This is a genomic window from Rhizobium sp. 57MFTsu3.2, from assembly GCF_012932765.1.
GTDB classification, from domain to species: domain Bacteria; phylum Pseudomonadota; class Alphaproteobacteria; order Rhizobiales; family Rhizobiaceae; genus Rhizobium; species Rhizobium altiplani.
The window spans coordinates 41,220-68,091 of record NZ_JDWI01000019.1 but is presented as its reverse complement, the minus strand read 5'-3'; the positions used below and the strand labels follow the sequence as shown (position 1 = coordinate 68,091).

The following is a 26,872-nucleotide window of genomic DNA, read 5'->3' as shown; positions in this document are numbered from 1 at the left end:
TCAACCCTTCATCATTCTAAGAATATGCAGGCCAGCCGACTCGGCGAGGCCTTCGAGATCATAGCCGCCTTCCAGCAGGCTGACGACCCGGTTTGCGGCACTTTTGTCGGCGACCTCAAGCAACCGCCCGGTTGCCCAGTCGAAATCCTCGCCGACGAGATTGATCTGCGCCAAGGGATCGCGGTGATGCGCATCGAAGCCGGCGGAGATGATGATCAGGTCCGGGCGAAAATCAACGAGCGCAGGCAACACCCGTGATTTGAAAGCTTCGCGGAAGTGATCGCTACCGACATTCGGAGACAGCGGCGCGTTGACGATGGTACCGTGCTTGCCGCTTTCCTCCTTCGCGCCGGTGCCGGGGTAAAGCGGCATCTGGTGCGTCGAGCAGAAGAGCACGGAGGGATCGTCCCAGAAGATGTCCTGCGTGCCGTTGCCGTGATGCACGTCCCAGTCGACGATCGCCACACGCTCCGCACCGTGCGCTTTCTGGGCATGGCGGGCGGCGATCGCGGCATTGTTGAAGAAGCAGAAGCCCATTGCCGTTGATTTTTCGGCATGATGGCCCGGCGGGCGGGCCGCAACGAAGACGTTATCGGCCTTGCCGGTAAACACATCATCGACCGCGGCCATCGCGCCGCCGATCCCCGTCAGTGCCGCTTCGAAGCTCTTTCGGCTGGCGTAAGTATCGGCCTCGAGCTGATTGATCTCGCCATCCTCTTCGGGCACGTGGCGCAGCACTGACAGCAGGTGCTCTTCGGGATGGGCGAGCAGAACGGCTTCTTCGGCGGCCTGCGGTGCGCGCTTGCGGTCAAGACCTGCGAAGTTCGGATGTTCCAGCGCCACGTTGATCGCCCGCAGACGGTCGGACCGTTCGGGATGGCCGGCGGGCGTGACGTGTTCCAGGAAGATCGGGTGCTCGTAAAGGCGGGTGCTCATGGTGTCACTCTATCTTTCCGTCCCGTCATGATCCACAGCAGATGGGGCTCGGCGCGGCAATTTCAACAAGCGCGCGCCTTGGTCATGGGGCCAGTCCTGCGTTTACTTCGTCCGGCCCCGCGGCTAGTCTTTGGGGAGGGGAGAATTGGCAGAAAGATCAATGAACGAGGTCACGCGTACCGTTGAGATGAATGTGCCGTTCCGCGACGTCGACATGAACGGCCAGGTTTTCTTGGGCTCCTACATTTCCTATGCCGAGTCGGTGCTGGCGACCTTCTGGTCGTCGAGGCCGCAACTGGCGAATGAGCCGCTTTATATCGCCAGCAAGGTGACCTGTATCCTCCATCGGCCGCTGCATTACGATGAGCGGGTCGTGTTCACGGCGTCGGTCGACAAGATCGGCATGCGTTCGGTCGGCTTCATCATTTCGGCCGATATCGGCGACGAGCGCTCCGCCGAGGTCGAAATTATCTGGCAGGCGCGCTCGCGCGACGATCGTTCGCCAGTCCCGCTTCCCGAAGACACGCGTGACTGGCTTTATGGTTTCGTCGATTAGCTGCGCACCGGCAGGAGGGGATAGCCGACCATGACCGCGCGGCCGACAAGTGCCGCAACGAAGGCCTTGACGACGTCGCCGGGGATAAATGCCATTGAGCCGAGGAATGCCTTGGAGAGGCCAAGCTGGGCGGCGAACGCCAGATAGACGATGCCGCAGGCGTAGAGAACCACGATGCCGCCGATCATCGCGGCGAAGAAGAAGCCGACCGTCTGCACCAACGCCGACTGTTCGGATTTGACCAGCCGTTCGCTGAGATAACCGGTGACGAAGGCTGCCAGCACCCAGCCGATCAGAAAGCCGGTGGTCGGTGCGGCAAAGGCAGCAAGTCCGCCACGACCGCCGGAAAGCACAGGAAGGCCGATCGCGACAAGCACGAGAACGATCAGGACCGCGATCGTGCCGCGGCGCGCGCCGAGCACGACACCCGCCATCATGACGCCGAGCGACTGCGCCGTAATCGGCACCGGTATGAAGCCGAGCGTGATCGGCGGCAGAATGCCGAGCGCGACGATGATGGCCGCAAAGAGGGCGGAGAGAACGAGGTCGCGAGTGCTCATGCAGGGCTCCTGTTAGCGAGTTCTCAATTGACATGCCGCCGAACGCCGCGCGCGTCAATTGCCGCAGCAATGTTATCCGCATCCCTCAGCGTCAGAATGATCAATGGCACGAGCACGGTTGTCGGCCGCACCTTGATACCGCGCGCCGCGTGCGCCTCGCGGATGGCACGATAACGATCGAGAATCTCGGGAACGAAGCGGACGACGAGCCCGACAGCCAGCCCGACATCGTCGGCCCGAAGAAGTCCGAGCCGCTCCAGTGGCCTGGCCAGCAGGGTAATTTCGTCGATGAATTGCGCAATAGCAGTTGTTGCAGTCACGGCAGCGGCAAACAGCATCAATGCCGTGAGACGGAGCAGGGCGACGACGGCGATATGCCAGGGATTGAAGGCCAGGCTGAACAACGCCACGATGAGGATCGTCAGGAAGACCGGCTTCAGTCGCGCAAGCGCGGATCGCGCCGGAAGGCCGATGCTGAAGTAGATCCCGGCCGTCGCGAGCACTCCAAGGGCAAGCAACAGGAGGTTCGCCGTAAGGACGAGCATGACGCCGAGGGCCGCAAGAACAAGCAGCTTGGCGCGGGCCGAAACCCGATGCATGGCGCTGTTGCCTTCGACGAAAAGCGACTTCATCGGCTTGCGATCTCCCTGTAGCGGCGGATCGCCTCTCCGGCCGGCGCGTCGGAGACGAGAACGCCCTCATGGAAAACCAGTACGCGCTCGTAATCCGCGACCAATTCCAGATCGTGGCTGATGACGATCGCGCTCTCCGGAAGGCTTTCCACCAGCCTTTGCACGAGGCTGCGGTTCTTGAGGTCCAGCTGATTGGTCGGCTCGTCCAGGATGAGAATATCGGGCCCGGTTGCGAGCACGGAGCAAAGGGCGGCAAGTTGCAGCTCTCCGCCCGAGAGCTCGTGCGCCCGGCGGTCGGCAAGATGGGCCGCGCTGAAACGCTGCAGGACCGCCTCCACCTTCGCCGCAATTTCCGCCGGCTTGTAGCCGCGGCACTTCAGACCGAAGGCGATGTCGTCGCGCACGACCGGCAGGATGATCTGGTTTTGCGGCGACTGGAAGATGAAACCGACATCGGTGAGAACGGCCTTGGCGTCGGCCGTGTCGCGACCGTTGACGATCACCCGCCCGATGCTCGGCTTGGTCAGGCCGTTGATGAGGCGCGCAAAGGTCGTCTTGCCCGAGCCGTTGAGGCCGATGATGCCGATGCGCTTTTCTGTGAGCTGCAGCGTCACGGGCGCCAGCGCGACGCGCGCACCATAGCTGACCCCTGCGCCTTCGAAACGGATATCCACCTGGTCCCTCGTGAATTGAGAGGCCGTTCTATAACGAATTTCGCGCTTTGAAAGCTCAAAATCTCGCAATGAATGCCGGCCGCTCCTACCTGATGATCGTCCTAACTTAACGGGTGGCTAGGAACATTTTCCGTTCTATGATGTGCACATGACGAATCTCATTTCGAATTCCGATGCCCGCCGCATATTCCTCGCCAAGCAAGGCCTGAGCGCGCCGCCGAACAAGGCGCTGACGAAGGCCGGCCTGCTGGAGCTCATCCACGAACTCGGCTTCGTGCAGGTGGACAGCATCCAGACGGTGGAGCGAGCCCATCACCAGATCCTGTTTTCCCGCAACCAGACTTACAAACGCGAGCATCTGACGGCGCTACTGGAGAAGGACGGCTCGCTCTTCGAGCACTGGACGCACGACGCCTCGATCCTGCCGAGCGCCTTCTTCCGATACTGGAAACACAAGTTCCGCCACGAGGAAGAGGTAATCGGCGAGCGCTGGCGAAAATGGCAGGGGGAGGGGTTCGAACACGCCTTCGACGAGACATTTGAGCGCGTCACTCGTGACGGCGCCATCATGGCGCGCGAGATCAAGGCGGACGGGCATGTTTCCGGCGGCTGGTGGAATTGGCATCCCAACAAGACGGCGCTGGAATATTTCTGGCGCACCGGCAAGTTCGCCATCGCCGGACGCTCGAACTTCCAGAAAATCTATGATCTCGTCGAACGCGTCATTCCGCCTGAGTTTCACGAGCCGGAAGTCACCTACGAGGAGTTTGTCGACTGGGCCTGCCGCAGCGCGCTGACCCGACTGGGCTTTGCCACGCATGGCGAAATCGCCGCCTTCTGGGATCTGTTGTCGCCCGATGAAGCGAAAGCCTGGGTCAACGCGCATCGCGACGAGTTGATCGAAGTCCTGATCGAGCCGGCGCTTGGCGGAAAGCCGCGCCCCTCCTGGGCCGTCCCCGACCTGCTTACGAGCATGCAGGACTATCCCGGCGCACCGCCGCGCGTGCGCGTGCTCAGCCCCTTCGATCCGATGATCCGCGACCGCAATCGCACCGAACGGCTCTTCGGTTTCTTCTATCGCATCGAGGTTTTCGTGCCCGAGCCGAAGCGGGAATACGGATATTATGTCTTCCCGCTGCTTGAAGGCGACAAGCTGATCGGCCGCATCGACATGAAGGCCGATCGCAAAGGCGGAAGCCTCGACGTCAAGCGTCTGTGGCTGGAACCGGGCGTACGCCCGTCGGCCGGGCGGATCGAAAAGCTTCTCGCCGAACTTGACCGACTGGCCAAATTCACTGGCGTTGAACAGGTCGTCCTAATGGATAGTTGGCAAGGCTGAGCGGCGCTCATCGATAGTCGATATTTTAGGAAATTGCGTCGTAATTACAAAGAATTAATGTTGATGCGCGCTTTACCATGCTTGTCTTGAACTCTTTAAGAGCCGCCTGCGTAGGATGGCTGCATGAAAACACGAGCCATCAAATTCGCCGCATTGGCGGCACTGAACAGCCTTCGCCGTGAAGTGAGGGCCTTACTGCGCAAGCGGCGCGATGCGCGCGCCGCCACGATCGTCACACGGGCCGGACGGCAGGCGAAGATGGAGCCGTTGGCAGTGAAGTCAACGCTGATCGATGCGGTCTATTTCAGCCAGGAGGATGGCCGGCTTCGCGTCTGTCTGAGCAACGGCGAAGAGCGGCAGTTCGAGGGCGTGGCGGAAGCCGAGGTCATCGCGATGGTCACCGCCCAATCGCCGGGAAAGTACTATATCGAGAACGTCAGCGGTCGCTTCAAGCGCATCGCCGCCTGAGCGTGAAGCAGGCGGCCGCCTCTATCGCATCGAGGTTTTCGTGCCGAGCCGAAGCGGGCATGCGGCTACTATGTCTTCCCGCTGCTTGAAGGCGACAAGCTGATCGGCCGCATCGACATGAAAGCAGATGGCAGAGGCGGGAGCCTCGACGTCAAGCGCCTATGGCTGGAGCCGGGCGTGCGCCCCTCGACCGGTCGCCTGGACCGGCTCGACGCCGAGTTGCAACGCATCGCGCGGTTCTCCGGCGTCGAGAAGGTCGCCTATCTCGACGGATGGCGGGCTTAGTAGATCTCTGTCTTCGAAATCTTGATGCCGAAGCCTTCGAGACCGACATAGTGCCGCTCGCGGCTCGTCAGGAGCCGGATCGACGATACGCCGAGGTCTTTGAGGATCTGTGCGCCGAGACCGATTTCCAGCCACTCGCTGTCGCGCACCTGTGCCTCGACGTGTGCCTCGCGTCCCTGGCTGCGTGCCTTGCGACCACTGTCCGAATGACCGACGCCGACGGAGCCTTCCCGCAGGTAGACGATGATCCCGCGACCTTCCTCGGCAATCTTCTTCATGTAGTGGTCGACGGGACGGCGCTTGCCGAAAAGGTCCTCGGCGACATTCTCAGGGTGCAGGCGCACCGGAATGTCGATGCCGTCGCGGATGTCGCCGAAAACGACGGCGAGGTGCTGCATCGTATCCCAAGGCAGCGAATAGGTATGCGCCTTGGCCTTGCCGAAGGGTGTTTCGATGTCGAAGCTCTGGCCGAGTTCGATCAGCGTTTCTTTGCGCTGGCGGTAAGCGATCAGGTCGGCAACGGACACCAGCTTCAGGCTATGCGTTTCAGCGAATTCGACGACCTGCTGCCCGCGCGTGACGGTCCCGTCATCGTTAACGAGTTCGCAGATCACGCCGATCGGCGGAAGGCCGGCGAGCTTGCAGAGATCGACAGCAGCTTCCGTGTGGCCCGAGCGCATAAGCACTCCGCCTTCCCGCGCAACGAGCGGGAAGATGTGACCCGGGCGCACGAAGTCGGCGGCGCCGACATTGGGATTGGCGAGGTTGCGAACGGTCAGCGTCCGGTCGTCGGCGGAAATGCCGGTCGTCGTGCCGTGCTTGAAATCGACAGAAACGGTGAACGCCGTCGTGTGCGCCGAGTCGTTTTCGGCAACCATCGCATTCAGGTTGAGCCGGCGGGCCTCCTCCTTCGGCATCGGTGTGCAGACGATGCCGGAGGTGTGACGGACGATGAACGCCATCTTCTCCGCGGTACAGTGAACGGCCGCGACGATCAGGTCGCCTTCGTTCTCGCGGTCGTTGTCATCCATCACCACGACGATTTCGCCGGCCTCGAAGGCCCGGATCGCATCGACGACGCGCTTCTGATCGTAAGGCATGTCTGTATTTCCTATTTCAGTCGGCCGGTCTGGCCGCGGTCACGGAGGTAATGGTCTGCGATGGCGCAGGCGACCATCGCCTCGCCGATCGGCACGGCGCGGATGCCGACGCACGGATCATGCCGTCCCTTGGTCCGGATATTAACATTGTTGCCGTCGGCATCGATCGACTGGCGCTCGGTCAGGATCGACGAGGTTGGCTTGATGGCGAAGCGCGCGATAACCGGCTGGCCAGTCGAAATGCCGCCGAGGATGCCGCCCGCCTTGTTCGACAGGAACAAGGGCTTGCCGTCATTGCCCATGCGCATCTCGTCGGCGTTTTCCTCGCCGGTGATCTCGGCGGCTTCGAAGCCGTTGCCAATCTCGACACCCTTGACGGCATTGATCGACATCAGCAGCGAGGCGATGTCCTGGTCAAGCTTGCCATAGATGGGGGCGCCGAGGCCCGCCGGCACGCCTTCGGCCACGACTTCGACGACGGCGCCGATCGAGGAGCCGTTCTTGCGGATACCGTCGAGATATTCTTCCCAGACGGGAACGATCGCGGCATCAGGTGCAAAGAACGGATTCTGGTCGACCTGGTCCCAATCCCAGTTCTGGCGGTTGATCTTGTGCTTGCCGATCTGCACCAAGGCGCCGCGCACCTTGACCTCAGGCACAACAAGACGGGCAATGCCGCCAGCCGCCACGCGCGCCGCCGTTTCGCGGGCCGAGGAACGGCCGCCGCCGCGATAGTCGCGGATGCCGTATTTCACATCGTAGGTGTAGTCGGCATGGCCGGGCCGATATTGCCGTGAGATCTCACCGTAATCCTTGGAGCGCTGGTCGGTGTTCTCGATCATCATCGAGATCGGCGTACCGGTCGAAATCATCGTCTCGCCGTCGGCGTCCAGCATGACCCCGGACAGAATCTTGACCAGATCGGCCTCGCGACGCTGCGTTACAAAGCGCGACTGGCCGGGCTTTCGCTTGTCGAGCCAGACCTGAATATCCTCGAGCTTGAAGCGCAGACCGGGGGGGCAGCCGTCAACGACGCAGCCGAGCGCCGGGCCGTGGCTTTCGCCCCAGGTGGTTACGCGGAAGAGATGACCGAATGTATTGTGCGACATGTGTCCCGACCGGATCACGCCAACCGATCGTCACCGGCGGCGTCCTTCATCTGAAAATGCGCGACACTCATAGGCCAAAAAAACGCGGCGGCAAAAGCCTTTCTTTGCTCCAAATCGCCAACGAAAGGAAATGGTGTTTCCTCGGATTGTGAACGATGGCCTCAGGAGGCGATGCGCCAGGAGCTTTCGATCGCCATCTCCGTGAAATCCTCGAAGGACAGCGGGCGGGAGAAGGCATAGCCCTGCAGGAGGTCACAGCCGAGTTCGTCAAGGAGGGTGGCATGCGCTGCCGTTTCGACGCCCTCGGCCACCGTTTCGACGCCGAGCGAGCGGGCGATGTCGATGATCGAGCTGACCAGCGCGCGCTCCTGCGGCGAATTCATGATCGGCTGAACCAGCTGCCGGTCGATCTTCAGCCGCTTCGGCTTCAGCTTGAGGAGGCTGACAATCGACGTGTGACCCGTTCCGAAATCGTCGATTTCGATGTCGACCCCGAGCGTCTTGATCCGCTCGAGGTTATGCGCGGCTACATCCTCGCTTTCGTCGAGGAAGATCGACTCGACCAGTTCAAAGGAGAGTTCGCCGGGGCGGATCTGCAGGCCACTCAGCGATTCTGCGAGCATTTCGTCATGCAGCCGTCGCGCTGAAACGTTGACCGAAATCTTCGGAATGGTCACACCCCGTGCCGCCCAACGCATCTTGTCCTTCAGCGCGGTGTCAAGCACGATGCGGTCGAGCGTCTGGACGACGTTGATCTCGTCGGCGACCTTCAGGAACTTGTCCGGCGTCAACAATCCGCGGGAAGGATGCTGCCAGCGAACCAGGGCTTCGACGCCGGTGAGTTGCATCGTGCGCGCCGAGAACTGCGGCTGATACCAGGCGATAAACTCGCCGTTCTCGATGCCGGCAAGGATCTCGTCGGCCAGGCGCTTGTTGTTGATGATGTCGGCCTGGAGATTGTGATTGAAGAACTCGTAGCGGTTCCGGCCCTGGCTCTTGGCGCGGTAAAGGGCGATGTCGGCATTGATCAGCACCTTGCGTGCATCGACGTGCACGCCATTGGCGAGCGCGATGCCGATGGAGACGCCGCAGCGGCAGGCAAAGCCCTCGAAGTCGATCGGCTGGCGCATCTGCTCGATGATCCGGCCTGCAAGGGCAGACATATCCGTATCGCTGGCGTTGTGCGCCAGGATCACGAACTCATCGCCGCCGATGCGCGCCACGAGGTCGTCTTGGCGCAGGTTCCTCGACAGTACCCGCGATGCATGGATCAGCATTGCGTCGCCTGCGGCATGGCCAAGCGTGTCGTTGATCTCCTTGAACCTGTCGAGGTCGATGTGGAGGATGGCGAATTTCTGCCGCTCGCTCCGCCCGTCGAGGGTCAGCCTTTCAAGCGCGATATCAAGCTTGCGGCGGTTGGCAAGCGCCGTCAGCGGGTCGTGCAGTGAATTGTGCTCGATGCGGTTCTTGGCGATCTCGAGTTCGATGTTCTTGGCGATCGCCTCGTCCTTGGCGGCCTTGAGCTGGACCGTCATCAGCGCATCCTCGGTGATGTCGAAGGCAACGCCGATAATCTTCAGTTTGCCGCCTGAGGTCTTATGCACCTTGCCAGTGGAGCGGACGTAACGCATCGCGCCGTCCTCGACGGGAACCCGACAGATCAGGGTATGAGTGTCACCAAGGTGCTTGAAATGACGCGCGCTTTCGCGAGCCAGTGCCTGGTCCTCCGGCAGAATGCAGGAAAGCCAGACCGGTTCGGTCATGAAGCCGACCCTTGGCTTCAGGCCATAGAGCTCGTGCATCCGGTCGTCCCAGATCGAGCCTTCATCACCGAGCGTCGCCTCCCATATCCCGCACTGATAGGTGTCGAGGGCCAGGTCCAGCTTACCTGAGAGTTCGGCGAGTTCAGCCTCGCGCCGCGACAGTTCGTCCAGCGCCATCTCCAGTTCGGCATTCTTGACGTCGCTGACATCCTTTGCCTTACGCAGGGTTTCGGCCGCTTCCGCGTCGGTGGTGACGTCCCAGACGATCCCGACCGTTTTGTCATCGCCGGCCGCGTCCGTGTAGAAGGAGCCGATCGACCGCAGGTGTCGGACGCTGCCGTCCTCGGCGATGACGCGGTATTGTGTCTCGTAGGCTGAACCGGCGACGTGGTAGTTGAAGAAATGGACCTCCGCAAGGTGCCGGTCTTCGGCAACGATCGCGGCAAGCCAGTCTTCCAGCGAGTGACTGCCATCTTCTGCCGGCTTCCCGTGGAGCGCTGCGGCCCGGGCATCCCAGAAGAGCGTTTCGCCGTGGTCATGCAGCTCCCATATGCCGATGTTCGACGACTCCAATGCCAGATTGAGGCGCTGCGACAGCTTGAGCAGCGTAGCTTCGCGCACCTTGAGTTGGACGATGTTGCGGTTTCGCTCGCCGAGCAGCAAGGTCGCGAAGAAGACTGGGACGATGGTGATGCAGCCTGCGGCAGCGATAATCAGCCGAAGCGTCGACTGGTTTTCCGGAATCGCGTTCCAACCGGTCTTCGGAGCCGCGGCAATTTCCCAGCGCCCGCCGGCAAAGGCGATCTTTCGCGTCATCGGCCGCTTGTCACGCAAATCCGGTGAGCCGAAAAAGGGTAGGGCCGAGTCCGCAAGAGCGAGGTCGCGAACCGCAATCGAGAGATGGTCGAGGTGCGGATATTTCTCCTGATTCTCACTGTTGTGCGCGGGCTTCAATCCGGTGTTCTGATAGAACATGTTCGCGTCGATCATAACCTCGACTGCGCCCCAGATACGGCGTTGCCCATTTTCCTTCACGAAGACGGGAAAGAAGATTCCGAAAGCTTCCTTGCCGTCGCTGGCGGCGATCGGTCCATAGAAACGCGCCTGCTCGGCGCTGGCGCGCGTCACCGCTTGACGGGCGAGGAGGACCTCGCGGACATCCTTGCCGATGCGACCTTTACCCGCTTGCGAGGGAAAGACATTGCCGACGATAAAGTTCGGCGCGATGGCGATATCCAGGAAGTGGGGATTCTGGATGAGCAGCCAGTTGATCTGCCGCTCCATCTCCTCGGCATTTACGCTGGAATTGACCGCAACCATGTTGGCCAAGTCGCGTACGACGGTAATGTCCATGTTGGTCTGCGCGCTGATGCGCGCACGAATCAGACTCACCTCGTTTTCCGTCCGGATCGTCAGTTCGCGCAGATGAGCGGCAGTATTGGCGCGGTCGAGCCCAAAGCCGACGATGACGACGACAATAGCAACGAGGCCGGAGACTAGGAGGGCAAGGCGTGTATTCCTGAAGACGCGCCGCAACGTGTTGCTGTCTTTGTGGCGGAATAGCAAAACCCAGTCTCCCATGTTCGAGGGAGACTTTAGATAGGGGCGGTTAATTTACGATTTCCCGGAAATCCTCTTTGCCAGAAAGGCGGACATACGGGGAAAATAATTAACGAATGCATGCGGTTATTGTTAAAGTACTATTCATTAATTGGACGCGGAAGATCATTCTTCCGGGCAAATTTCGCCATATTCGGGGGGTTATCTGTGCGCAGTTGGGTTATCGAGTCGCGTTTTCGAGGGAAGTCCGCCATGCGCTTCGTAGTAGCTACGCTTTTGGCCACAGCGAGTTTCTTGTCGCCGATCGGCGGATTTGCTGAAAGCGCGGACGTCGAGGCGACGATCAAGAAGGTCGATATGACCAATCTCAGCCTCACTCTGGATGACGGAAAAACCTACCAAGCGCCGGAAGAGTTCAATTTCGAGGGGCTGAAGGCGGGCGTCAAGGTTATCGTCTTCTATACCGAGGTCGACGGCAAGCGCGTCATCAACGATCTCGATGTCGTTCAGTAATCGAACTAGATCCAGCCGATCGACCCGTTGTCCCGATCAATCTTAAGGATCCGGTCCTGCGGAATCTCGCCCTCTGCCGCTTCGTCCTTCGGTAAGGCCGCAATGGTCCTGAAAAGACTGCGTATGACGCCGCCATGAGTCACGCAAACCGTAGGCTTGTCGACGGAATTCAGCCAGGACGCCACGCGCCAGGACATGATTTCGTAGCTCTCCGCGTCGTCTCCTGGCGGAATGAAATCCCATTTGTTGAGATTACGCTCGGTGATGCGGTCCCGGGCCGTTGCCTTCAATTCCTTGATCGTGAAACCTTCCCAAGCGCCGAAGGAAACCTCCACTAGGCGCTCGTCGGTTCGATAATCTTTCGACGGAAGACCCATCGCCTCGCGCATGATCTCCATCGTGGCGCGGGTTCGCGCGAGCGGGCTCGCGACGAAGTCAAAGGGGATTGCCTCGACTTTCAGGATTTCTGCGAGGTCGATACCATTCTGCCACGCCTGCGCTCTGCCGATGGCATTGAGCGGGATGTCCTTCTGCCCTTGCAGGCGGCGTTCGGCGTTCCAGTCTGTCTGGCCGTGTCTGACGACGTAGATAAGCAATGATCGGCTCCGTTTACGGCACGCAACCCCTCAATCGCTGTCGCGAAGAAGGGGTCGCGAGCACGACGCAGCAAAGGAGTGCGATCAGTCCTTTATGACGGAAATGTCCGGTGCGTCTACCGCCTTCATGCCGACGACGTGATAGCCGCTGTCGGCATGGTGGACTTCGCCGGTGACCGAGCGAGAAAGATGCGAAAGCAGATATAGGCCGACATCGCCGACCTCTTCGATCGTCACCGTCCGACGCAGCGGCGCATTGTATTCGTTCCACTTCAGAATGTAGCGGAAGTCGCCGATGCCGGAAGCTGCAAGCGTCTTGATCGGGCCGGCGGAGACGGCGTTGACGCGAATGTTCTTCGGTCCGAGGTCGACCGCCAGGTACTTCACGCTGGCTTCCAGCGCCGCCTTGGCAACGCCCATGACGTTGTAGTTCGGCATGACCTTCTCGGCGCCGTAATAGGTCAGAGTCAGCATGGAGCCGCCATCCGTCATCAGCCTCTCGGCGCGACGCGCCACCGAGGTGAAGGAATAGACGGAGATCTGCATGGTCTTGGCGAAGTTGTCGGCCGAGGTATCGACATAGCGGCCGGTCAACTCGTCCTTGTCCGAAAAGCCGATCGCGTGAACGATGAAGTCGATCTTGCCCCACAGCTTTTCGACGTGGTCGAAGACGGCATCGATGGTCGACTCGTCGCTGACATCGCAATGTCCGGCAAGAACGCCGTTTACCTCTGCAACCAGGGGCTCGACGCGCTTCTTCAGTGCATCACCCTGGTAGGTAAATGCGATTTCGCCGCCCTGTGCATGAATAGCCTTGGCAATACCCCACGCAATCGAACGATTGTTGGCAACGCCCATGATGACGCCGCGCTTGCCTGACATGAGGCCTGTTGCCTGAGCCATATTTTGCCCCCTAAGAAATTCTGATAGGTCCTGCCTATGGCATAGGCTGCTAATCGGTTCAAGATTAGTAGCAATCATCAACTGTTAGGGATCGTAACAAAGGGTGCGCTTGTCACCTAAATTTCACAGAAACAGCCCGTTCTTCATGCTTCGCATCAGATCGGTGACTTTGTCGTCAGGTTTTTCCCACAACATAATGCGCAGTTCGACGACGAGATCTCCCTTGCCGCCATCTGCGTTCGCAAGTCCCTGACCGGAAATTCGGATCGTCTTGTCGGAGCCAGACCAGGCGGGAACCGTGACGTTGATCGGCCCGCGAGGGCCCTCGATGCGCGCATCGGTTCCGAGCACGGCATTTTCGATCGTCACCGGCAGCACGGTGTGCAGGTCGAAGCCACTGACGGTAAACCGCTCATCGCGCGCAATGTGGATATTGATGACCGCATCGCCCCGCTGCATGCCGGTCAGCTTGTGGCCTTGGCCCTTGAGACGTACCTGGTGGCCTTCCGTCGTACCGGCGGCCAGCGCAAATCCGGCCTCCCGGCCTTCGCCGAGATCGACCGTCAGCCAGCTGCCCTTGATGAGATCGTCGATGCTCACGGTCTTCGTTGCGAACTGGTCGGGCACCTTTTCAGGTGCCTGCTGCGTCCCGCTGCCGGTGAAGCGACGCACCAGGGAAGTCAGCAAGCTGAGAGGCTGCATGATCGCAGAGGCCTGAGCGGCCGCGTCCTCGGCAGCCTGCTGCTCAGCCTCGGCCTTGCCGGCCTCCGGCTGTTTGTCTGCGATCGCGGCCTCCGGTTCCGGCCGCCTCGCGGCGCCAGCGCTAAAACCCTGGTCGCGACCACCACCGGCTGCGGCGCGTGCCTGCGTGCCGAAGATACGTTCGATCATTTCTTCTGCCGGTTCGGCAGCACCCGTCTTCTGCTGGCTGGCGGCATCGGCCGCGGCCTTCTGGGCGGCGGCGCGCGCGAGTTCTTCCATCACGCGCTCGGCATTGGCTTGCGCTGCCTTGGCACGCATGGCAGCTTCGCGAGCCGCCTGGCGCTGTTGCATGATCGTGTTCTCATTGGCTTTGGCTTCCGCCATGCGCGCGGCATTGTCGAAGAGGCTCCGCTTCTTCGGATCCTTCAACGTCTCATAGGCGCGGCCAATCTCGGCAAAGCGGGCGCTCGCCATCGGATCACCCTGATTGTGGTCCGGGTGAACCGCCTTGGCCATGTGGCGCCAGGCTGCCTTGATCTCGTCCTGCCCCGCGTCCCGCTTGACGCCCAAAATCTTATAAGGATCGCGCATGTCCCCAAACCGCCGGTGTTCCGATGCGGTGTGCCTGTCCCTTGCCCTAGCACCCCGAAGCCTCTGACTTGGCGCTCGGCCTCATCCCCAGGGAAGCAGCCGTGCGCACGTCAGGCGGATTGTGAGTAGAAGTTGCTAATCAGTTCTTAGCCCGCGTGGCGGACAACTCGCTTTTGCGCCGAATGGTTAGCCTTTTGCTAAACATCATGAGAGGACGGAACCGCGCGCGTTAAGCACGCAACGCGCGGCACTCAGCTTTCCGGCTGGAAACTCATCAGTTGCCAGTTGCCGCCGCCGACCAGGCAGGTCTTGCCGTAAAATTTCGCGATGCCGACATAGGAGTGCCGCGTCGTGCGGAACTGGCGGCAAACCTGGCCGGAATCCGTGTTCTCGACGATCGTGTCGATGACGCCGGCGCTGCCGGTCGAGGCATTCGCCCAGGGGAGGGGGCGTCCCTCCAACCTTTGGATATCGGCCGAGGTCACGGCGTTGCCGACGGTCATTTCGTCGGAAATCGAGTCGCTCGTCGGCGCTGGCTGTGGCACGGTGCCAGTCGCAACCGACCGATCGACCTTCGAGCTGCTGAAGAGGTCCAATCCGCTGGAGACGCAGGCGGAGAGGGAGAGCACCGCCGTACCGACAACGCAGAGGTCCGCGCTGCGACGCAGCAGACCCTTTGTATGGCGATCTGACTTTGCTATGACTTCCACCCTGCGTCCTGTCCAGTAGCTAAAAGCTGGGCAAACTTCGAATAAACCCGGGGCATTTGAGCTAATATGTCGGCAAATGAGTTAACAAGCGGTGACTTCACCGAGCGAAACGAACCCTTCGATCTTTTCTCGGAGTGGCTGAAAGAGGCAGAAGCTTCCGAGATCAATGACCCGAATGCGGTAGCGCTTGCGACGGTCGACGAGGACGGCCTTCCCAACGTCCGCATGGTACTCCTTAAGGGATTCGATCACGACGGCTTTGTCTTCTACACGAATTTCGAGAGCCAGAAAGGCCAGGAAATTCTCGGACAGAAGAAGGCGGCCATGTGTTTCCACTGGAAAACGCTGCGCCGCCAGGTTCGGTTGCGCGGGCCTGTCGAAGCTGTGACGGACGAAGAAGCAGACGCTTACTTCAAGACGCGCGCCCGCGGCAGCCGGATTGGCGCCTGGGCGTCGAAGCAGTCGCGGCCGCTGGAGAGCCGGTTCGCGCTTGAGAAAGCTGTTGCCGAATACACCGCCCGCTACGCGATCGGCGAGATCCCGCGTCCTGCGCATTGGTCGGGCTTTCGGATCCGGCCGGTGTCGATCGAGTTCTGGAAGGACCAGAAGTTCCGCCTGCATGATCGTATCGAGTTTCGCCGGGCTTCGCCGGAAGGCGATTGGACGAAGGTTCGCATGTATCCGTGAAGCGTTCAGCTCCTGTTTGGCGCAAACCGAAACGGAATACCGGAGGCAAGGCCGGACACGTACCGCACCTTTTGATAGAGACCGTTGATCGAAAGCCTCGGCAGATAGGTCATGTTGTTGAGCGAGCGCTTCGTGACGACACCCGCCTGTGTCGTCACCGCGAGGTCGAAACCGACTTCGCGCGCGATCTGTGCCTGTCTCTGGGTTACGGCCTCGCGCGTGCCATAAGGGTAGGCGAAGGAGCCCGGCCGGTGTCCGGTGATCGCTGCAACGTAGTCGCGGGACACCTCCATCTCGTCGCGAACCTCCTGATCGGAGAGGCGTGAGATCGCCCGGTGGCTGATTGTATGGGCGCCGAGTGAGGCGAGGGGGCTCGCCTCAAGCAGATTGAATTCCGCCGGTGTCATGACGAGATCGTCGACGATTTCGTCCGGATCGATCTCGTGCTTTCGCGCCATCAGGTCGATGGCCGCGACGGCGGCGCGTTCGTCATGTCGATGAAGATGGCTGGCGATGCGCGCGAAAGCGCGGCCCTTTGCTTCGGTCGTCGTGATGTCAAGCATCTCGTGGCCACTACCGAAATCGAAGCCGAGCCTCTCCTCTCTCCGCAGAAGCGCTGCCAGCGTCTCCCACCAGATCGTATGCGTGCGTTCGGCGAGGCCCTTGGCGACGAATACCGTGAAAGGCGCATCGTACTTTTCGAAGATGGGCAGGGCGTAGACGAGATTGTTGCGGTAGCCGTCATCGAGCGTGAAGGCGGCAAAGGGCTGGCTGGACCCGGTTTGCGAAAGCAGCGCTGGAATCTCGTGGAGCGCCACGAAACGATAGCCGTCACTCTTCAGGCGATCGAGAACGAGATCGAGGAATACCGGCGTGATTTCCAGGTGCGCGTTCGGCGCGAAAGCGGTTTCCTCGCGTGGACGGACATGATGGAGCGTGCAGATGGCCCCAAGTCCGCGCGCGCCGCGCATCACGCCTGCTGCGCGCAGGAGGTTGGCCGTCTCAAGACCGCCTGCAATCGCAATCTGCTTTGCAAGCCCTTTGATACTCGCCGCCATCTCAACTGCTCGCTGGTTTCTGGAGCCGCGAAACTAGCAAGCCTGCGGTTAAGTGTTGCTGAATGAAGATTTTTGAGTGTCCTCTTTACGGGATTTTCACTATGAAAGGTAAAACTTGACAAAAATGGTACCGGTTGCCGCAAAGTCGCGCCATATCGGCGACTGCTGTAGTGGAACGGGACAAATCCGAATGGCGCCGGCTATTCGTTCATTGAGGGGAAATTTCATGAAGAAGCTGTTGGCCGCGATTATGACAGCGACGCTCGTCGTTGCGGCGCCGTTGACCGCGATGGCAGGCAGCGCCTCCCTGATCCTGGATGCCCGAACCGGCAAGGTGCTCAGTGCCGAGAACGCCGATGTGCTGAATCATCCCGCGTCGCTGACGAAGATGATGACCATTTATATGGCCTTCGAGGCGATCAAGCGCGGCAAGATCAGCTGGAACACTCCGCTTGTCATGTCGAGATACGCCGCCTCGCGGCCGCCGACAAAGCTCGGCGTTCGCGCGGGCGATTCCATCACCGTTCAAGAAGCAATCCTCGGCATGATCACCAAGTCGGCCAACGATGCTGCCGCAGCCATGGCCGAGAAGCTCGGCGGTTCCGAAGCCAACTTTGCAGCCATGATGACGCAGAAGGCGCGGCAGCTCGGCATGCGCCGTACGGCCTTCTACAATGCCTCCGGCCTTCCGGATGGTCGGCAGGTCACTACGGCGCGGGACATGTCCACGCTTGCCGTGGCGCTGATGCGGAATTTCCCGAGCGAATACCGCCTGTTCTCGACGGCGAGCTTCACGTTCCGTGGGCGCACGATCCGCGGCCACAACAATCTGATGTACCGCTACCAGGGCATGGACGGCATCAAGACGGGTTATACCAACGCGTCTGGCTTCAATCTGGTCAGCGCTGTCAAGGATGGCGACCGCCGGGTCGTCGGCGTCGTGCTCGGTGGCCGCACTGCCCGCAGCCGCGACGCCAAAATGGCCGGTCTGCTCGACAAGTATCTTGGCCGCTCGGCGGGCGGCAACCTCGTCGCGAGCACCAACTCGCGCCAGACAGTCGAAGTTGCTTCGGCTGCCGCTGATGCCGATCTGCCGATCCCGGGAACTGCGCCGCGCACCAATGATCTCGCGCCGAAGGCGCTCGGCTTTCTGAGCGATACGACTGTACCGTTGGAGCGCCCGTTCGCCGCCGCCGAACCCGCCAATGCCGGCAAGATCGCCGCCAAGTCCGCAGGCGCGCCGTCGGCATCCGGCGACTGGCAGATCCAGATCTCGGCTGCATCGAGCGACGATGCCGCCCGTGCCCTTCTGGCCCAGGCCAAGGCCGAAGGTGGTGCGGCACTGAAGGCCGCATCGCCTTATACCGAGGCTGTCGGCAATGGCGCGAACAAGGTCTATCGCGCTCGCTTTATCGGCTTTCAGAGCCGCGAGGCCGCTACATCTGCCTGCGACGCGCTGAAGCAGCGTTCCTACGACTGCATGCTGTTGCCCGATCACGGCTGATCCATCTCGACTTTCCGACAGAATCAGGGTTCTCCTTTGTAAACAAAAGGAGAACATGATGCTGAGTGATCTCGCCGAAAAGTTCGAGCGTGCGTCGCGGAACTACGCCGATGCCAACGGCATCGAGCGCGACGCCGACTGGTTTCTGCTGAAGCTTCAGGAGGAAATCGGCGAGCTTACCCAGGCTTGGAACCGTGTCAGCGGGAGAGGGCGCAAAAAGGGCAGGTCGGATGAGGAGCTACGGCTGGACCTTGCCGACGAGGCGGCCGATGTCCTCGGCCACATCTTTCTTTTCGCGCACAGGAACGATCTGGATCTCTCAGCGGCAATCAAGCGCAAATGGCTCTTCCGGCCAGAGCAGCGCTAGGCTGCAGTAATCCTGCGCCGATAGAATTTGCTGTCCACGGCCATCAGTGGGAACGATGGCGGAAGCTCACTTTTCGAAACTTCGGCGAATCCATTCTTCTCGTAGAACCGGTGGGCGGCGAGGAATTTGTCCGTGGTCCCAAGGAAGATGTCTTTGATCCCCTGAGCCTCCGCATGGTCAACCAACCCGGCAAGAAGACGGGCTGCGACTCCATGTTCGCGACCGCGCACATCGGCAGCAACAAACATCTTGCGCAGCGCCGTCTGGCTGTTGCCGATGTCCTTCAGCCCGATCGTGCCGACGATCTGGCCATTGCGCACCGCCACCCAGAACTGACCTTTTCCGGATTGATAGAAATCAGGAATGGCGGCGAGATCAGGCTGGTCGTCGGCTGTGATCGCGATGCCGAATTCCTCGCGCTGGATCGGCAGGATCACCGCGAAAACATCATCGATATCGGAGGCAACGAAAGGTCTGATTTCGATTTCGCTCATCGCCGCTGCTCGTTCTAGACTAGGCTTTCGTGCCGCCGACGGTGATCTGATCCATCCTGAGGTGCGGCTGGCCGACACCAACCGGAACCCATTGCCCAGCCTTGCCGCAATTGCCGATCCCGGTGTCGAGCTTCATGTCATTGCCGACCATTGAAACACGCTTCATGGCGTCCGGCCCGTTGCCGATCAGCATCGCGCCCTTGATCGGGGCGCCAATCTTGCCGTTGTCGATCAGGTAGGCCTCCGTGCAGCCGAACACGAACTTGCCCGATGTGATATCCACCTGGCCGCCGCCGAACGAAACCGCGTAAATGCCCCTCTTGACGGAGGAAATGATTTCCTCCGGCGTCTTGTCGCCACCCAGCATGTAGGTGTTGGTCATGCGGGGCATTGGAACGTGGGCATAGCCCTGCCGACGGCCGTTGCCCGTCGGTGTCATGCCCATCAGGCGGGCGTTCTGTCGGTCCTGCATGTACCCGACCAGCTTGCCGTTTTCGATCAGCACGTTGTAGCCGGACGGCGTGCCCTCGTCATCGATGGTGATCGAGCCGCGGCGGTTGTCGATCGTACCGTCGTCAACGACTGTGACGCCGGGCGCCGCAACCATCTGGCCGAGGAGACCGGCAAAGGCCGACGTCTTTTTCCGGTTGAAATCCCCTTCGAGACCGTGGCCTACCGCTTCGTGCAACATGACACCCGGCCAGCCGGAACCAAGCACGACGTCCATGGTGCCGGCGGGCGCCTCGATCGCCTCCAGGTTCACCAGCGCTTGCCGCAAGGCTTCGTCGGCGCCGTATTGCCAGTTGTCCTCGGCGATGAAATCGCCAAAACCGATGCGGCCGCCGCTGCCGTAGGAACCGCTCTCCTGGCGGTCGCCTTCGCCTGCAATGACCGAGATGTTGATACGCGTCATCGGCCGGATATCGCGAACGCGGTGACCATCGGCGCGCAGAATATCGACAACCTGCCAGCTGGCGGCGATCGATGCGGTCACCTGGCGCACCTTGGCGTCCTTGCCGCGCAGATAGGCGTCGATGTCCTGTAACACCTTGACCTTCTCTTCGAAGGTCGGCGTGCCGATCGGGTTCTCGTCGGAATAGAGCTTCTTGTTGGTCCGCTGGGGAGCCGCCGCATAGCTGCCCGCATGACCGCGGGTGACGGCGCCAACCGCATCGGCGGCGCGCTTCAGGGCCGCGACGGAGAGGTCGCCCGCATGCGCATAGCCGACCGCTTCGCCGGCAACTGCGCGCAGGCCGAAGCCTTGCTCGGTGTTGAAGCTGCCGCCCTTGAGGCGTCCGTTATCGAACATCAGCGATTCCGCCTGGGAATGTTCGATGTAGAGCTCCCCATCATCAGCGCCGGAAAGCGCCTCGGCAACAAGCGAGCGCATCTTCGCTTCGTCGGCATCGAAAAGCGTCAGGAGATCCGTATTCATATCTTTATGCTCCGCTGAAGCAGGAATGCTATCAGCCGATGTAGGTTCGGTGGACGGTTCGAGCAAGCCCCGAAGGCGAGACGATCAGGGGAGGGCGTCGTAGCCTTCAGCGAAACCCTTGAGGTCGACAGGAATGCCGATCCCCTCTTCCGGCGTCTGGAAGACGATGAAGGTGGCGCTCGCGCCGCTGCGGAAGGTCTTCAGCAGCTCGTCCTCGAGAACGACCTCAGCGTAGCAGCCATCGGCGAAGCAACGTACGAAATAGGCGCGGCCGATATCCTTGCCGTCGACGTTAAGGCCGAGGCCGTTCGGCAGCAGGACGCCGAGCGGGGCGAGGACGCGCAGGATTTTTGACTTGCGGTCGGCGGTCTTCAGCACCACGACGGAGAGACCGACCTCAGGCCGATCCTCGGCTATGACGTTCTGCATCAAGGCGCACTGCTCGGTCGAGGCGCCGGCCGGCTTGTCGCAGACGACCGACCATGCGCCGTGGTTCGACTTTACGGTGCCGGGTGCCTGCGGCTGCGTCTGGCCGGGCGTTGCCTGTGTGGCGGGAGCTTGGGGCGCGGGCTGTGCCGGCGCGGGCTGCTGCTGGGCGAAAGCGGGAGCAGTCGCTGCGGCCGCAATGCACGCTGTCAGCACGAACGGCCGTGCGAGGGAACGGAAACCCATGAAAACCTCTGCAATTCGAATCAGTGCCGCTAAATTGGGGCGCGCCACCAAAAATGAAAAGCCCCACCCGCTGAAAAGCCGGGGACTACGGCGGAAATGGGACGTTTATCCGAGAATGTTGGCGTAGTCGGGCGCTGCACAAGCTTTATTTCGTCGGTGATAGCGAAAAGATGGAATGTTTCTTTATGCTTGGATCAAGCTGTTTGAATGCGAAAATGCCGCACGAACAAACGCTTTGGGCGGTTGCGATCAATGACAAACTGTGGTTTGAAGCGCTGAGATGGCAAGGATTCTGTGCGCGATTTTGCACGGACCAGCGCTCGAGGGAGATATTAAGGTGATTAAGAAGGCTTCTGCAGCTCTGACCGCGCTGGTCTGTCTGCTTTTTGCTTCCGGCAGTTATGCCGACCAGCCGCAGCCGTGGCAGGCAACATTGCAGCCGGCAGCCACGCCGATCATGCGAGACATTCATTGGTTTGAGCAATATACCCTGTGGTTTATCGTTCCGATCACGCTTTTCGTGTTGGTCCTTCTTATTGTCGTCTGTCTGAAGTTCCGCTCCGGTGCCAATCCGGTGCCTTCCAAAACGAGCCACAATACGCTGATCGAAGTCGCATGGACCGTGGGACCGGTTCTCGTGCTTCTTTTCCTCGCGGTGCCTTCGTTTAACCTTTTGACCGCCCAGCTGACTTTGCCGGAAAATCCGGATGTCACCATCAAGGCGACGGCCACCCAGTGGCAGTGGAACTATGAATATGAAGGCTCGGGCGAAACCCCGGTCGCTTTCGACTCCTATCTTCTGAAGGATCAGGACCGCGCCGCTGCCGGCAAGGAAGACAAGTCGCGTTATCCGCGCCTCCTGGCCGTGGACAATGAGCTGGTCCTGCCTGTCAACAAGACCGTCCGTGTTCTCGTGACGGCTGCTCCCACCGACGTCATTCACGCTTTTGCAATGCCGTCTTTCGGCGTCAAGATCGACGCCGTACCGGGTCGCCTGAACGAAACCTGGTTCCGTGCCGAGCGGGAAGGCCTGTTCTACGGCCAGTGCTCCGAACTCTGCGGCAAGGACCATGCGTTCATGCCGATCGCTATCCACGTCGTTTCCGAGGACAAGTACAAGCAGTGGCTCGCCGGTGCTGCTACTGATCTGCCTGGGGCGTACAAGACACTCATGGCCGCAACCGATGGTCCCGCAAAGACCGTCGACGTTGCCGAAAACGTCGCACAGTAAGGGAAGAGGGAACGGGACATGGCTGGACCTTCCGCACACGATCATTCGCATGATCACGGTCATGGCGCACACGCCCATGACGACCATCACGATCACTCGCACAAGCCGAGCTTCATCAATCGCTGGTTCTTTTCGACGAACCACAAGGATATCGGCACGCTTTACCTGATCTTCGCGATCATGGCCGGCATCGTCGGCGGCGCGCTCTCCGTTGCCATGCGCATGGAGCTGCAGGAGCCGGGCATCCAGATCTTCCACGGTCTGGCATCGATGGTTTACGGCTATGAAGGCGACGCCGCCATCGACGGCGCCAAGCAGATGTTCAACATGTTCACCACAGCGCACGCGCTGATCATGATCTTCTTCATGGTCATGCCGGCGATGATCGGTGGCTTCGCCAACTGGATGGTGCCGATCATGATCGGTGCGCCTGACATGGCGTTCCCGCGTTTGAACAACATCTCCTTCTGGCTGATCGTTCCGGCCTTCCTTCTGCTGGTCATGTCGATGTTCGTCGAAGGTCCGGCGGGCGCTTACGGCGCAGGCGGCGGCTGGACGATGTATCCGCCGCTGTCGAGCTCCGGCACGCCGGGTCCGGCTGTCGACCTTGCGATCTTCGCGCTCCACATTGCCGGTGCGTCCTCGATCCTCGGTGCGATTAACTTCATCACCACGATCCTGAACATGCGCGCTCCGGGCATGACGCTTCACAAGATGCCGCTCTTTGCCTGGTCGGTTCTGATCACCGCCTTCCTGCTTCTGCTGTCGCTCCCGGTTCTTGCCGGCGCCATCACCATGATGCTGACCGACCGCAATTTCGGTACGTCCTTCTTCGTGCCGGAAGGCGGTGGCGACCCTATCCTCTACCAGCACCTGTTCTGGTTCTTCGGTCACCCCGAAGTATACATCCTGATCCTGCCCGGCTTCGGCATCGTCAGCCACATCATCTCGACCTTCTCGCGCAAGCCGATCTTCGGCTACCTCGGCATGGCCTACGCCATGGTCGCGATCGGTGCCGTCGGCTTCGTCGTCTGGGCGCACCACATGTATACGGTCGGCCTGTCGCTCGACGCGCAGCGCTACTTCGTGTTCGCAACGATGGTCATCGCCGTTCCGACGGGCGTGAAGATCTTCTCCTGGATCGCGACGATGTGGGGTGGCTCGATCAGCTTCCGCACGCCGATGGTCTGGGCGATCGGCTTCATCTTCCTGTTCACCGTCGGTGGCGTGACGGGCGTCCAGCTCGCCAATGCCGGTCTCGACCGCTCCCTGCATGACACCTATTACGTCGTGGCTCACTTCCACTACGTTCTGTCGCTTGGCGCCGTCTTCGCCATCTTCGCTGCTTGGTACTACTGGTTCCCGAAGATGACCGGCTACATGTACAACGAGTTCATTGGCACGCTGCACTTCTGGGTCATGTTCATCGGCGTCAACCTGGTGTTCTTCCCGCAGCACTTCCTTGGCCTCGCGGGCATGCCGCGCCGCTACATCGACTACCCGGATGCGTTTGCCGGCTGGAACTATGTTTCCTCGATCGGTTCCTACATCTCGGCCGTCGGCGTGCTGATCTTCCTCGTCGGTGTCTTCGAAGCCTTCGCCAGGAAGCGCGTTGCCGGTGACAATCCGTGGGGTGAAGGCGCAACGACGCTCGAATGGCAGCTGTCTTCGCCGCCGCCGTATCACCAGTGGGAACAGCTCCCGCGCATCAAGTAAGATGCGAGAAATCGCGACCGCCGCGTGTTACAGTGCGGCGGTCGGCTTACAAGTTTGCAGGACAATAGAATGACAGTTATCGGCAATCGCAAAGCTCTTGCACACGACGGCGAGTTCCGCCTGTCGGAGGCGAGCGCGCGCGATTATTTTGAGCTTCTGAAGCCGCGCGTCATGTCGCTCGTGGTCTTCACGGCATTTGCCGGTCTCGTTCTGGCACCGGGGCACATCAATCCGGTTCTCGGTCTCATTGCCATCCTGTGCATCGCCATTGGCGCAGGCGCTTCAGGCGCGCTCAACATGTGGTACGACGCCGATATCGATGCGATCATGACCCGCACAGCAAAGCGTCCGATACCGGCCGGTCGTGTCGCTCCGCGCGAGGCGCTGGCATTCGGCTTGGTGCTTTCCTGTTTTTCGGTGGTTATCCTGGGGCTCGCCGTCAATTGGCTCGCAGCCTCGATCCTCGCCTTCACGATTTTCTTCTACGCCGTGATTTATACGATGTGGCTGAAGCGCTCGACGCCGCAGAACATCGTTATCGGCGGTGCCGCCGGCGCCTTTCCGCCGATGATCGGCTGGGCCTGCGTGACGGGTACCGTCACGATCGAAAGCTTCGTGCTCTTCATGATCATCTTCCTCTGGACGCCAGCCCATTTCTGGGCGCTGGCTCTGTTCAAGATGAAGGATTATGAGGCCGTCGGTGTTCCGATGCTGCCCAATGTCTCGGGTGAGCGCACCACCAAGCATCAGATTGTTGCCTATGCCGTGCTGACGGCGGTGTGCGGCGTGCTGCCGACTGTCCTAGGCTTTGCGAGCCTCGGCTACGGCCTGGTTGCCGCAGTCCTGGGCGCAATCTTCATCTACTGTTCCATCGCCGTCTGGCGGATGCCGGACGGCGATGAGAAGATGATCCCGGCCAAGAAGCTCTTCGGCTACTCAATCCTGTATCTTTTCGCAATTTTCTCCGCCCTGATGTTCGACCGGCTGGCGGCCGTGCTCGTTTCGCATGCGGGAGGCATTTTCTGATGGACGTCGTCAAGCTTACGGAAGCGCAACGCAAGTCGCGCCGCAATCGCAACGTCGCTCTTGGCCTGGTTCTGGCCGGCCTTGTCGTACTCTTCTACGCGGTCACGATCGTGAAGTTCACATCGGGGCACATGTAAGATGAGCGAGATGCAGAGCACGCCGAGGAAACAGCGCAACAATGGCGCCGTCGTTTTCATGTGCCTTGCCTTCGTCGTCGGCATGGGCGCTGCGAGCTATGCGGCTGTTCCGCTCTATCGGATGTTCTGCCAGCTTACTGGTTACAACGGCACGACACAGCGCGTCGAGCAGGCCTCCAGCGTGATTCTCGACCGCAAGATGCGCGTCACCTTCGACGCCAACATTGCGCCGGGTCTCGACTGGGAGTTCAAGCCGGTCCAGCGCGAGGTCAACCCGCGCATCGGCGAAACCGTTCAGGTGAATTTCACCGCGGTGAACAAGTCGAACGAGCCACAGCGCGGCCAGGCGGTGTTCAACGTCACCCCCGGCGAAGCTGGCGTCTATTTCAACAAGGTGCAGTGCTTCTGCTTCAACGAGACTGTGTTGAGGCCGGGCGAAAAGCTTGAAATGCCGGTCGTATTTTACATTGACCCTGACATTACCAAGGCCGTGGAATCGAAAGATATCCACACTGTTACCTTGTCCTATACGTTCTACCCTAAAGAGGGTCCGAAGCCGGTGGCTTCGAATGAGGGTGGAACGGTAAAGCTTGAAAAGAAACTTTGATTGAGGTTCGTGTCCGGCGATGCCGGAGCGGAGAGGAAGAGATCCGGGGATAGCTTACATGGCTGATGCGCATCAGAAACATCACGACTACCACATCATCGATCCGAGCCCGTGGCCGCTGCTGGCTTCGATCGGCGCGTTGATCATCACCTTCGGCGGCGTTGGCTTCATGCGCTACCTCAACGGTGGCTCGCTGCATCTCTTCGGCGTCGAATGGGCGCATCCGTGGCTGTTCTTCATCGGCCTCGCGCTCATCCTCTACGTCATGTTCGGCTGGTGGTCGGACACGGTGAAGGAAGCGAATGAGGGCGCGCATACGCGCGTCGTCTCGCTGCACCTTCGCTACGGCATGATCATGTTCATCGCTTCCGAAGTGATGTTCTTCGTCGCCTGGTTCTGGGCCTACTTCGACGCCAGCCTGTTCCCGAATGAAGCGATCCAGGCCTCGCGCGTTGCCTTCACCGGTGGCCAGTGGCCGCCGAAGGGCATCGAAGTCCTCGACCCCTGGCACCTGCCGATCTACAACACCGTCATCCTGCTGCTGTCGGGCACGACCGTCACCTGGGCGCATCACGCGCTGCTGCATAACGACCGCAGGGGCCTGATCCAGGGCCTGACGCTGACCGTTCTGCTCGGTGTCCTATTCTCGAGCGTGCAGGCCTACGAATACGCGCACGCTCCGTTCGCATTCAAGAACTCGATCTACGGCGCGACCTTCTTCATGGCGACCGGTTTCCACGGCTTCCACGTTCTGGTCGGTACGATCTTCCTGCTGGTCTGCCTGCTGCGCGCGATCCGCGGCGACTTCACGCCGAAGCAGCATTTCGGCTTCGAAGCGGCGGCCTGGTACTGGCACTTCGTTGACGTCGTCTGGCTCTTCCTGTTCTTCTGCATCTACGTCTGGGGCGGCTGGGGCGCTCCGTTGGCGGCAGGCTGAGCGG

General features: G+C 60.6%; 28 protein-coding genes and 1 pseudogene. 14 read left to right on the top strand and 15 right to left on the bottom strand.

The window, feature by feature from the left end; all coding sequences use genetic code 11:
- Complete coding sequence (locus tag AF71_RS19670; protein ID WP_169682699.1) at positions 1-936, bottom strand: histone deacetylase family protein; 936 nt, start codon at positions 934-936, stop codon at positions 1-3.
- A gap of 160 nt (positions 937-1,096) precedes the next feature.
- Here AF71_RS19670 and AF71_RS19665 point away from each other — a divergent pair, with 160 nt between their 5' ends.
- Entirely contained in the window at positions 1,097-1,492 is a 396-nt protein-coding gene (locus AF71_RS19665; protein WP_018858971.1) for a hotdog domain-containing protein, read from the top strand.
- Here the strand turns inward: AF71_RS19665 and AF71_RS19660 are convergent.
- Genes AF71_RS19660 through AF71_RS19650 form a run of 3 tightly spaced genes read right to left on the bottom strand, consistent with a single transcriptional unit; the run spans position 1,489 to position 3,358 of the window.
- Positions 1,489-2,052: a biotin transporter BioY gene (locus tag AF71_RS19660; protein WP_018858972.1), complete on the bottom strand. Its 564-nt coding sequence runs from the start codon at positions 2,050-2,052 to the stop codon at positions 1,489-1,491. The two genes, AF71_RS19665 and AF71_RS19660, sit on opposite strands and share 4 nt — an antisense overlap.
- Before the next feature lie 23 nt (positions 2,053-2,075).
- Positions 2,076-2,684 carry a CbiQ family ECF transporter T component gene (locus tag AF71_RS19655; RefSeq protein ID WP_169682697.1) on the bottom strand — a complete coding sequence of 203 codons (609 nt, stop codon included), beginning with the start codon at positions 2,682-2,684 and terminating at the stop codon, positions 2,076-2,078.
- Positions 2,681-3,358: an ABC transporter ATP-binding protein gene (locus tag AF71_RS19650; protein ID WP_169682695.1), complete on the bottom strand. Its 678-nt coding sequence runs from the start codon at positions 3,356-3,358 to the stop codon at positions 2,681-2,683. The genes AF71_RS19655 and AF71_RS19650 overlap by 4 nt, the downstream gene beginning before the upstream one ends.
- A gap of 148 nt (positions 3,359-3,506) precedes the next feature.
- Here AF71_RS19650 and AF71_RS19645 point away from each other — a divergent pair, with 148 nt between their 5' ends.
- The 3 genes and pseudogenes from AF71_RS19645 to AF71_RS19635 form a co-directional block, all read left to right on the top strand.
- The gene (locus AF71_RS19645) at positions 3,507-4,697 is read left to right on the top strand and encodes a winged helix-turn-helix domain-containing protein (protein ID WP_169682693.1); all 1,191 of its coding nucleotides are present in this window, start codon (positions 3,507-3,509) and stop codon (positions 4,695-4,697) included.
- A gap of 258 nt (positions 4,698-4,955) precedes the next feature.
- A complete protein-coding gene (locus AF71_RS32270) occupies positions 4,956-5,165 on the top strand; it encodes a KTSC domain-containing protein (protein WP_025661086.1) in 210 nt (69 codons plus the stop codon).
- Between the two features lie 22 nt (positions 5,166-5,187).
- Positions 5,188-5,450, top strand: a pseudogene (locus AF71_RS19635) (crosslink repair DNA glycosylase YcaQ family protein); the annotation flags it as partial.
- On the opposite strand, the gene ribB reads toward AF71_RS19635, so the two are convergent.
- The 3 genes from ribB to AF71_RS19620 all read right to left on the bottom strand — a co-directional run bounded on the left by ribB (position 5,447) and on the right by AF71_RS19620 (position 10,988).
- Positions 5,447-6,550 (bottom strand): 3,4-dihydroxy-2-butanone-4-phosphate synthase, encoded by a 1,104-nt coding sequence (gene ribB, locus AF71_RS19630; protein ID WP_018858978.1) that lies wholly within the window; start codon positions 6,548-6,550, stop codon positions 5,447-5,449. The pseudogene AF71_RS19635 and the gene ribB sit on opposite strands and share 4 nt — an antisense overlap.
- 11 nt (positions 6,551-6,561) lie before the next feature.
- Positions 6,562-7,659, bottom strand: a complete 1,098-nt coding sequence (gene aroC / locus AF71_RS19625; protein ID WP_018858979.1) for a chorismate synthase — start codon at positions 7,657-7,659, stop codon at positions 6,562-6,564.
- 161 nt (positions 7,660-7,820) lie between these two features.
- Positions 7,821-10,988 carry an EAL domain-containing protein gene (locus tag AF71_RS19620; RefSeq protein ID WP_018858980.1) on the bottom strand — a complete coding sequence of 1,056 codons (3,168 nt, stop codon included), beginning with the start codon at positions 10,986-10,988 and terminating at the stop codon, positions 7,821-7,823.
- A 246-nt stretch (positions 10,989-11,234) separates the two neighbouring features.
- Between AF71_RS19620 and AF71_RS19615 the strand changes: the two genes are divergently transcribed.
- Positions 11,235-11,495, top strand: coding sequence for a DUF1344 domain-containing protein (locus tag AF71_RS19615; RefSeq protein ID WP_018858981.1), 261 nt, complete (start codon positions 11,235-11,237; stop codon positions 11,493-11,495).
- A gap of 5 nt (positions 11,496-11,500) precedes the next feature.
- On the opposite strand, the gene AF71_RS19610 is transcribed toward AF71_RS19615, so the two are convergent.
- From AF71_RS19610 to AF71_RS19595, 4 genes are all read right to left on the bottom strand, one after another.
- Positions 11,501-12,091, bottom strand: coding sequence for a histidine phosphatase family protein (locus tag AF71_RS19610; RefSeq protein WP_018858982.1), 591 nt, complete (start codon positions 12,089-12,091; stop codon positions 11,501-11,503).
- Positions 12,092-12,175: 84 nt separating this feature from the next.
- Entirely contained in the window at positions 12,176-12,994 is an 819-nt protein-coding gene (fabI, locus tag AF71_RS19605; RefSeq protein WP_169682691.1) for an enoyl-ACP reductase FabI, read from the bottom strand.
- Positions 12,995-13,117: 123 nt separating this feature from the next.
- A complete protein-coding gene (locus AF71_RS19600) occupies positions 13,118-14,287 on the bottom strand; it encodes a DnaJ C-terminal domain-containing protein (protein ID WP_169682689.1) in 1,170 nt (389 codons plus the stop codon).
- A gap of 251 nt (positions 14,288-14,538) precedes the next feature.
- The gene (locus AF71_RS19595; protein WP_018858985.1) at positions 14,539-14,997 is read right to left on the bottom strand and encodes an RT0821/Lpp0805 family surface protein; all 459 of its coding nucleotides are present in this window, start codon (positions 14,995-14,997) and stop codon (positions 14,539-14,541) included.
- A gap of 66 nt (positions 14,998-15,063) precedes the next feature.
- Between AF71_RS19595 and pdxH the strand changes: the two genes are divergently transcribed.
- Positions 15,064-15,684: a pyridoxamine 5'-phosphate oxidase gene (gene pdxH / locus AF71_RS19590; protein ID WP_113471801.1), complete on the top strand. Its 621-nt coding sequence runs from the start codon at positions 15,064-15,066 to the stop codon at positions 15,682-15,684.
- Between the two features lie 5 nt (positions 15,685-15,689).
- Here pdxH and AF71_RS19585 read toward each other — a convergent pair whose 3' ends face one another.
- The gene (locus AF71_RS19585; protein WP_112642984.1) at positions 15,690-16,742 is read right to left on the bottom strand and encodes a polysaccharide deacetylase family protein; all 1,053 of its coding nucleotides are present in this window, start codon (positions 16,740-16,742) and stop codon (positions 15,690-15,692) included.
- A gap of 226 nt (positions 16,743-16,968) precedes the next feature.
- On the opposite strand from AF71_RS19585, the gene AF71_RS19580 reads away from it, so the two are divergent.
- Positions 16,969-18,246, top strand: coding sequence for a D-alanyl-D-alanine carboxypeptidase family protein (locus AF71_RS19580; protein ID WP_025661095.1), 1,278 nt, complete (start codon positions 16,969-16,971; stop codon positions 18,244-18,246).
- Between the two features lie 58 nt (positions 18,247-18,304).
- A complete protein-coding gene (locus tag AF71_RS19575; RefSeq protein ID WP_169682687.1) occupies positions 18,305-18,613 on the top strand; it encodes a pyrophosphatase in 309 nt (102 codons plus the stop codon).
- Here AF71_RS19575 and AF71_RS19570 read toward each other — a convergent pair.
- The 3 genes from AF71_RS19570 to AF71_RS19560 all read right to left on the bottom strand — a co-directional run bounded on the left by AF71_RS19570 (position 18,610) and on the right by AF71_RS19560 (position 21,214).
- Complete coding sequence (locus AF71_RS19570) at positions 18,610-19,107, bottom strand: GNAT family N-acetyltransferase (RefSeq protein WP_018858990.1); 498 nt, start codon at positions 19,105-19,107, stop codon at positions 18,610-18,612. The two genes, AF71_RS19575 and AF71_RS19570, sit on opposite strands and share 4 nt — an antisense overlap.
- 19 nt (positions 19,108-19,126) lie before the next feature.
- Complete coding sequence (gene tldD, locus AF71_RS19565; RefSeq protein ID WP_018858991.1) at positions 19,127-20,542, bottom strand: metalloprotease TldD; 1,416 nt, start codon at positions 20,540-20,542, stop codon at positions 19,127-19,129.
- A gap of 84 nt (positions 20,543-20,626) precedes the next feature.
- Positions 20,627-21,214 (bottom strand): invasion associated locus B family protein, encoded by a 588-nt coding sequence (locus AF71_RS19560; protein WP_007793136.1) that lies wholly within the window; start codon positions 21,212-21,214, stop codon positions 20,627-20,629.
- A gap of 337 nt (positions 21,215-21,551) precedes the next feature.
- On the opposite strand from AF71_RS19560, the gene coxB reads away from it, so the two are divergent.
- From coxB to AF71_RS19530, 6 genes are all read left to right on the top strand, one after another.
- Entirely contained in the window at positions 21,552-22,445 is an 894-nt protein-coding gene (coxB, locus tag AF71_RS19555; RefSeq protein WP_025661096.1) for a cytochrome c oxidase subunit II, read from the top strand.
- A gap of 18 nt (positions 22,446-22,463) precedes the next feature.
- The gene (ctaD, locus tag AF71_RS19550) at positions 22,464-24,161 is read left to right on the top strand and encodes a cytochrome c oxidase subunit I (protein ID WP_018858993.1); all 1,698 of its coding nucleotides are present in this window, start codon (positions 22,464-22,466) and stop codon (positions 24,159-24,161) included.
- Between the two features lie 69 nt (positions 24,162-24,230).
- Positions 24,231-25,187, top strand: a complete 957-nt coding sequence (locus AF71_RS19545; RefSeq protein WP_018858994.1) for a heme o synthase — start codon at positions 24,231-24,233, stop codon at positions 25,185-25,187.
- Positions 25,187-25,324: a hypothetical protein gene (locus tag AF71_RS19540; RefSeq protein WP_018858995.1), complete on the top strand. Its 138-nt coding sequence runs from the start codon at positions 25,187-25,189 to the stop codon at positions 25,322-25,324. The genes AF71_RS19545 and AF71_RS19540 overlap by 1 nt, the downstream gene beginning before the upstream one ends.
- A gap of 1 nt (position 25,325) precedes the next feature.
- Complete coding sequence (locus tag AF71_RS19535; RefSeq protein ID WP_018858996.1) at positions 25,326-25,931, top strand: cytochrome c oxidase assembly protein; 606 nt, start codon at positions 25,326-25,328, stop codon at positions 25,929-25,931.
- 58 nt (positions 25,932-25,989) lie between these two features.
- The gene (locus AF71_RS19530) at positions 25,990-26,868 is read left to right on the top strand and encodes a cytochrome c oxidase subunit 3 (protein ID WP_018858997.1); all 879 of its coding nucleotides are present in this window, start codon (positions 25,990-25,992) and stop codon (positions 26,866-26,868) included.
- Positions 26,869-26,872: the final 4 nt, after the last annotated feature.

Bases quoted from the DNA above. Each gene is read 5' to 3' on its own strand.
- ribB (WP_018858978.1), bottom strand. From the start codon at position 6,550: ATGCCTTACGATCAGAAGCGCGTCGTCGATGCGATCCGGGCCTTCGAG.
- AF71_RS19535 (WP_018858996.1), top strand. From the start codon at position 25,326: ATGAGCGAGATGCAGAGCACGCCGAGGAAACAGCGCAACAATGGCGCC.
- AF71_RS19645 (WP_169682693.1), top strand. From the start codon at position 3,507: ATGACGAATCTCATTTCGAATTCCGATGCCCGCCGCATATTCCTCGCC.
- AF71_RS19655 (WP_169682697.1), bottom strand. From the start codon at position 2,684: ATGAAGTCGCTTTTCGTCGAAGGCAACAGCGCCATGCATCGGGTTTCG.
- AF71_RS19575 (WP_169682687.1), top strand. From the start codon at position 18,305: ATGCTGAGTGATCTCGCCGAAAAGTTCGAGCGTGCGTCGCGGAACTAC.
- AF71_RS19540 (WP_018858995.1), top strand. From the start codon at position 25,187: ATGGACGTCGTCAAGCTTACGGAAGCGCAACGCAAGTCGCGCCGCAAT.
- AF71_RS19665 (WP_018858971.1), top strand. From the start codon at position 1,097: ATGAACGAGGTCACGCGTACCGTTGAGATGAATGTGCCGTTCCGCGAC.
- AF71_RS19545 (WP_018858994.1), top strand. From the start codon at position 24,231: ATGACAGTTATCGGCAATCGCAAAGCTCTTGCACACGACGGCGAGTTC.
- AF71_RS19530 (WP_018858997.1), top strand. From the start codon at position 25,990: ATGGCTGATGCGCATCAGAAACATCACGACTACCACATCATCGATCCG.
- AF71_RS19660 (WP_018858972.1), bottom strand. From the start codon at position 2,052: ATGAGCACTCGCGACCTCGTTCTCTCCGCCCTCTTTGCGGCCATCATC.
- ctaD (WP_018858993.1), top strand. From the start codon at position 22,464: ATGGCTGGACCTTCCGCACACGATCATTCGCATGATCACGGTCATGGC.
- AF71_RS19580 (WP_025661095.1), top strand. From the start codon at position 16,969: ATGAAGAAGCTGTTGGCCGCGATTATGACAGCGACGCTCGTCGTTGCG.
- fabI (WP_169682691.1), bottom strand. From the start codon at position 12,994: ATGGCTCAGGCAACAGGCCTCATGTCAGGCAAGCGCGGCGTCATCATG.
- AF71_RS19615 (WP_018858981.1), top strand. From the start codon at position 11,235: ATGCGCTTCGTAGTAGCTACGCTTTTGGCCACAGCGAGTTTCTTGTCG.
- pdxH (WP_113471801.1), top strand. From the start codon at position 15,064: ATGTCGGCAAATGAGTTAACAAGCGGTGACTTCACCGAGCGAAACGAA.
- AF71_RS19600 (WP_169682689.1), bottom strand. From the start codon at position 14,287: ATGCGCGATCCTTATAAGATTTTGGGCGTCAAGCGGGACGCGGGGCAG.
- tldD (WP_018858991.1), bottom strand. From the start codon at position 20,542: ATGAATACGGATCTCCTGACGCTTTTCGATGCCGACGAAGCGAAGATG.
- AF71_RS19560 (WP_007793136.1), bottom strand. From the start codon at position 21,214: ATGGGTTTCCGTTCCCTCGCACGGCCGTTCGTGCTGACAGCGTGCATT.
- aroC (WP_018858979.1), bottom strand. From the start codon at position 7,659: ATGTCGCACAATACATTCGGTCATCTCTTCCGCGTAACCACCTGGGGC.
- AF71_RS19570 (WP_018858990.1), bottom strand. From the start codon at position 19,107: ATGAGCGAAATCGAAATCAGACCTTTCGTTGCCTCCGATATCGATGAT.
- AF71_RS19585 (WP_112642984.1), bottom strand. From the start codon at position 16,742: ATGGCGGCGAGTATCAAAGGGCTTGCAAAGCAGATTGCGATTGCAGGC.
- AF71_RS19670 (WP_169682699.1), bottom strand. From the start codon at position 936: ATGAGCACCCGCCTTTACGAGCACCCGATCTTCCTGGAACACGTCACG.
- AF71_RS32270 (WP_025661086.1), top strand. From the start codon at position 4,956: ATGGAGCCGTTGGCAGTGAAGTCAACGCTGATCGATGCGGTCTATTTC.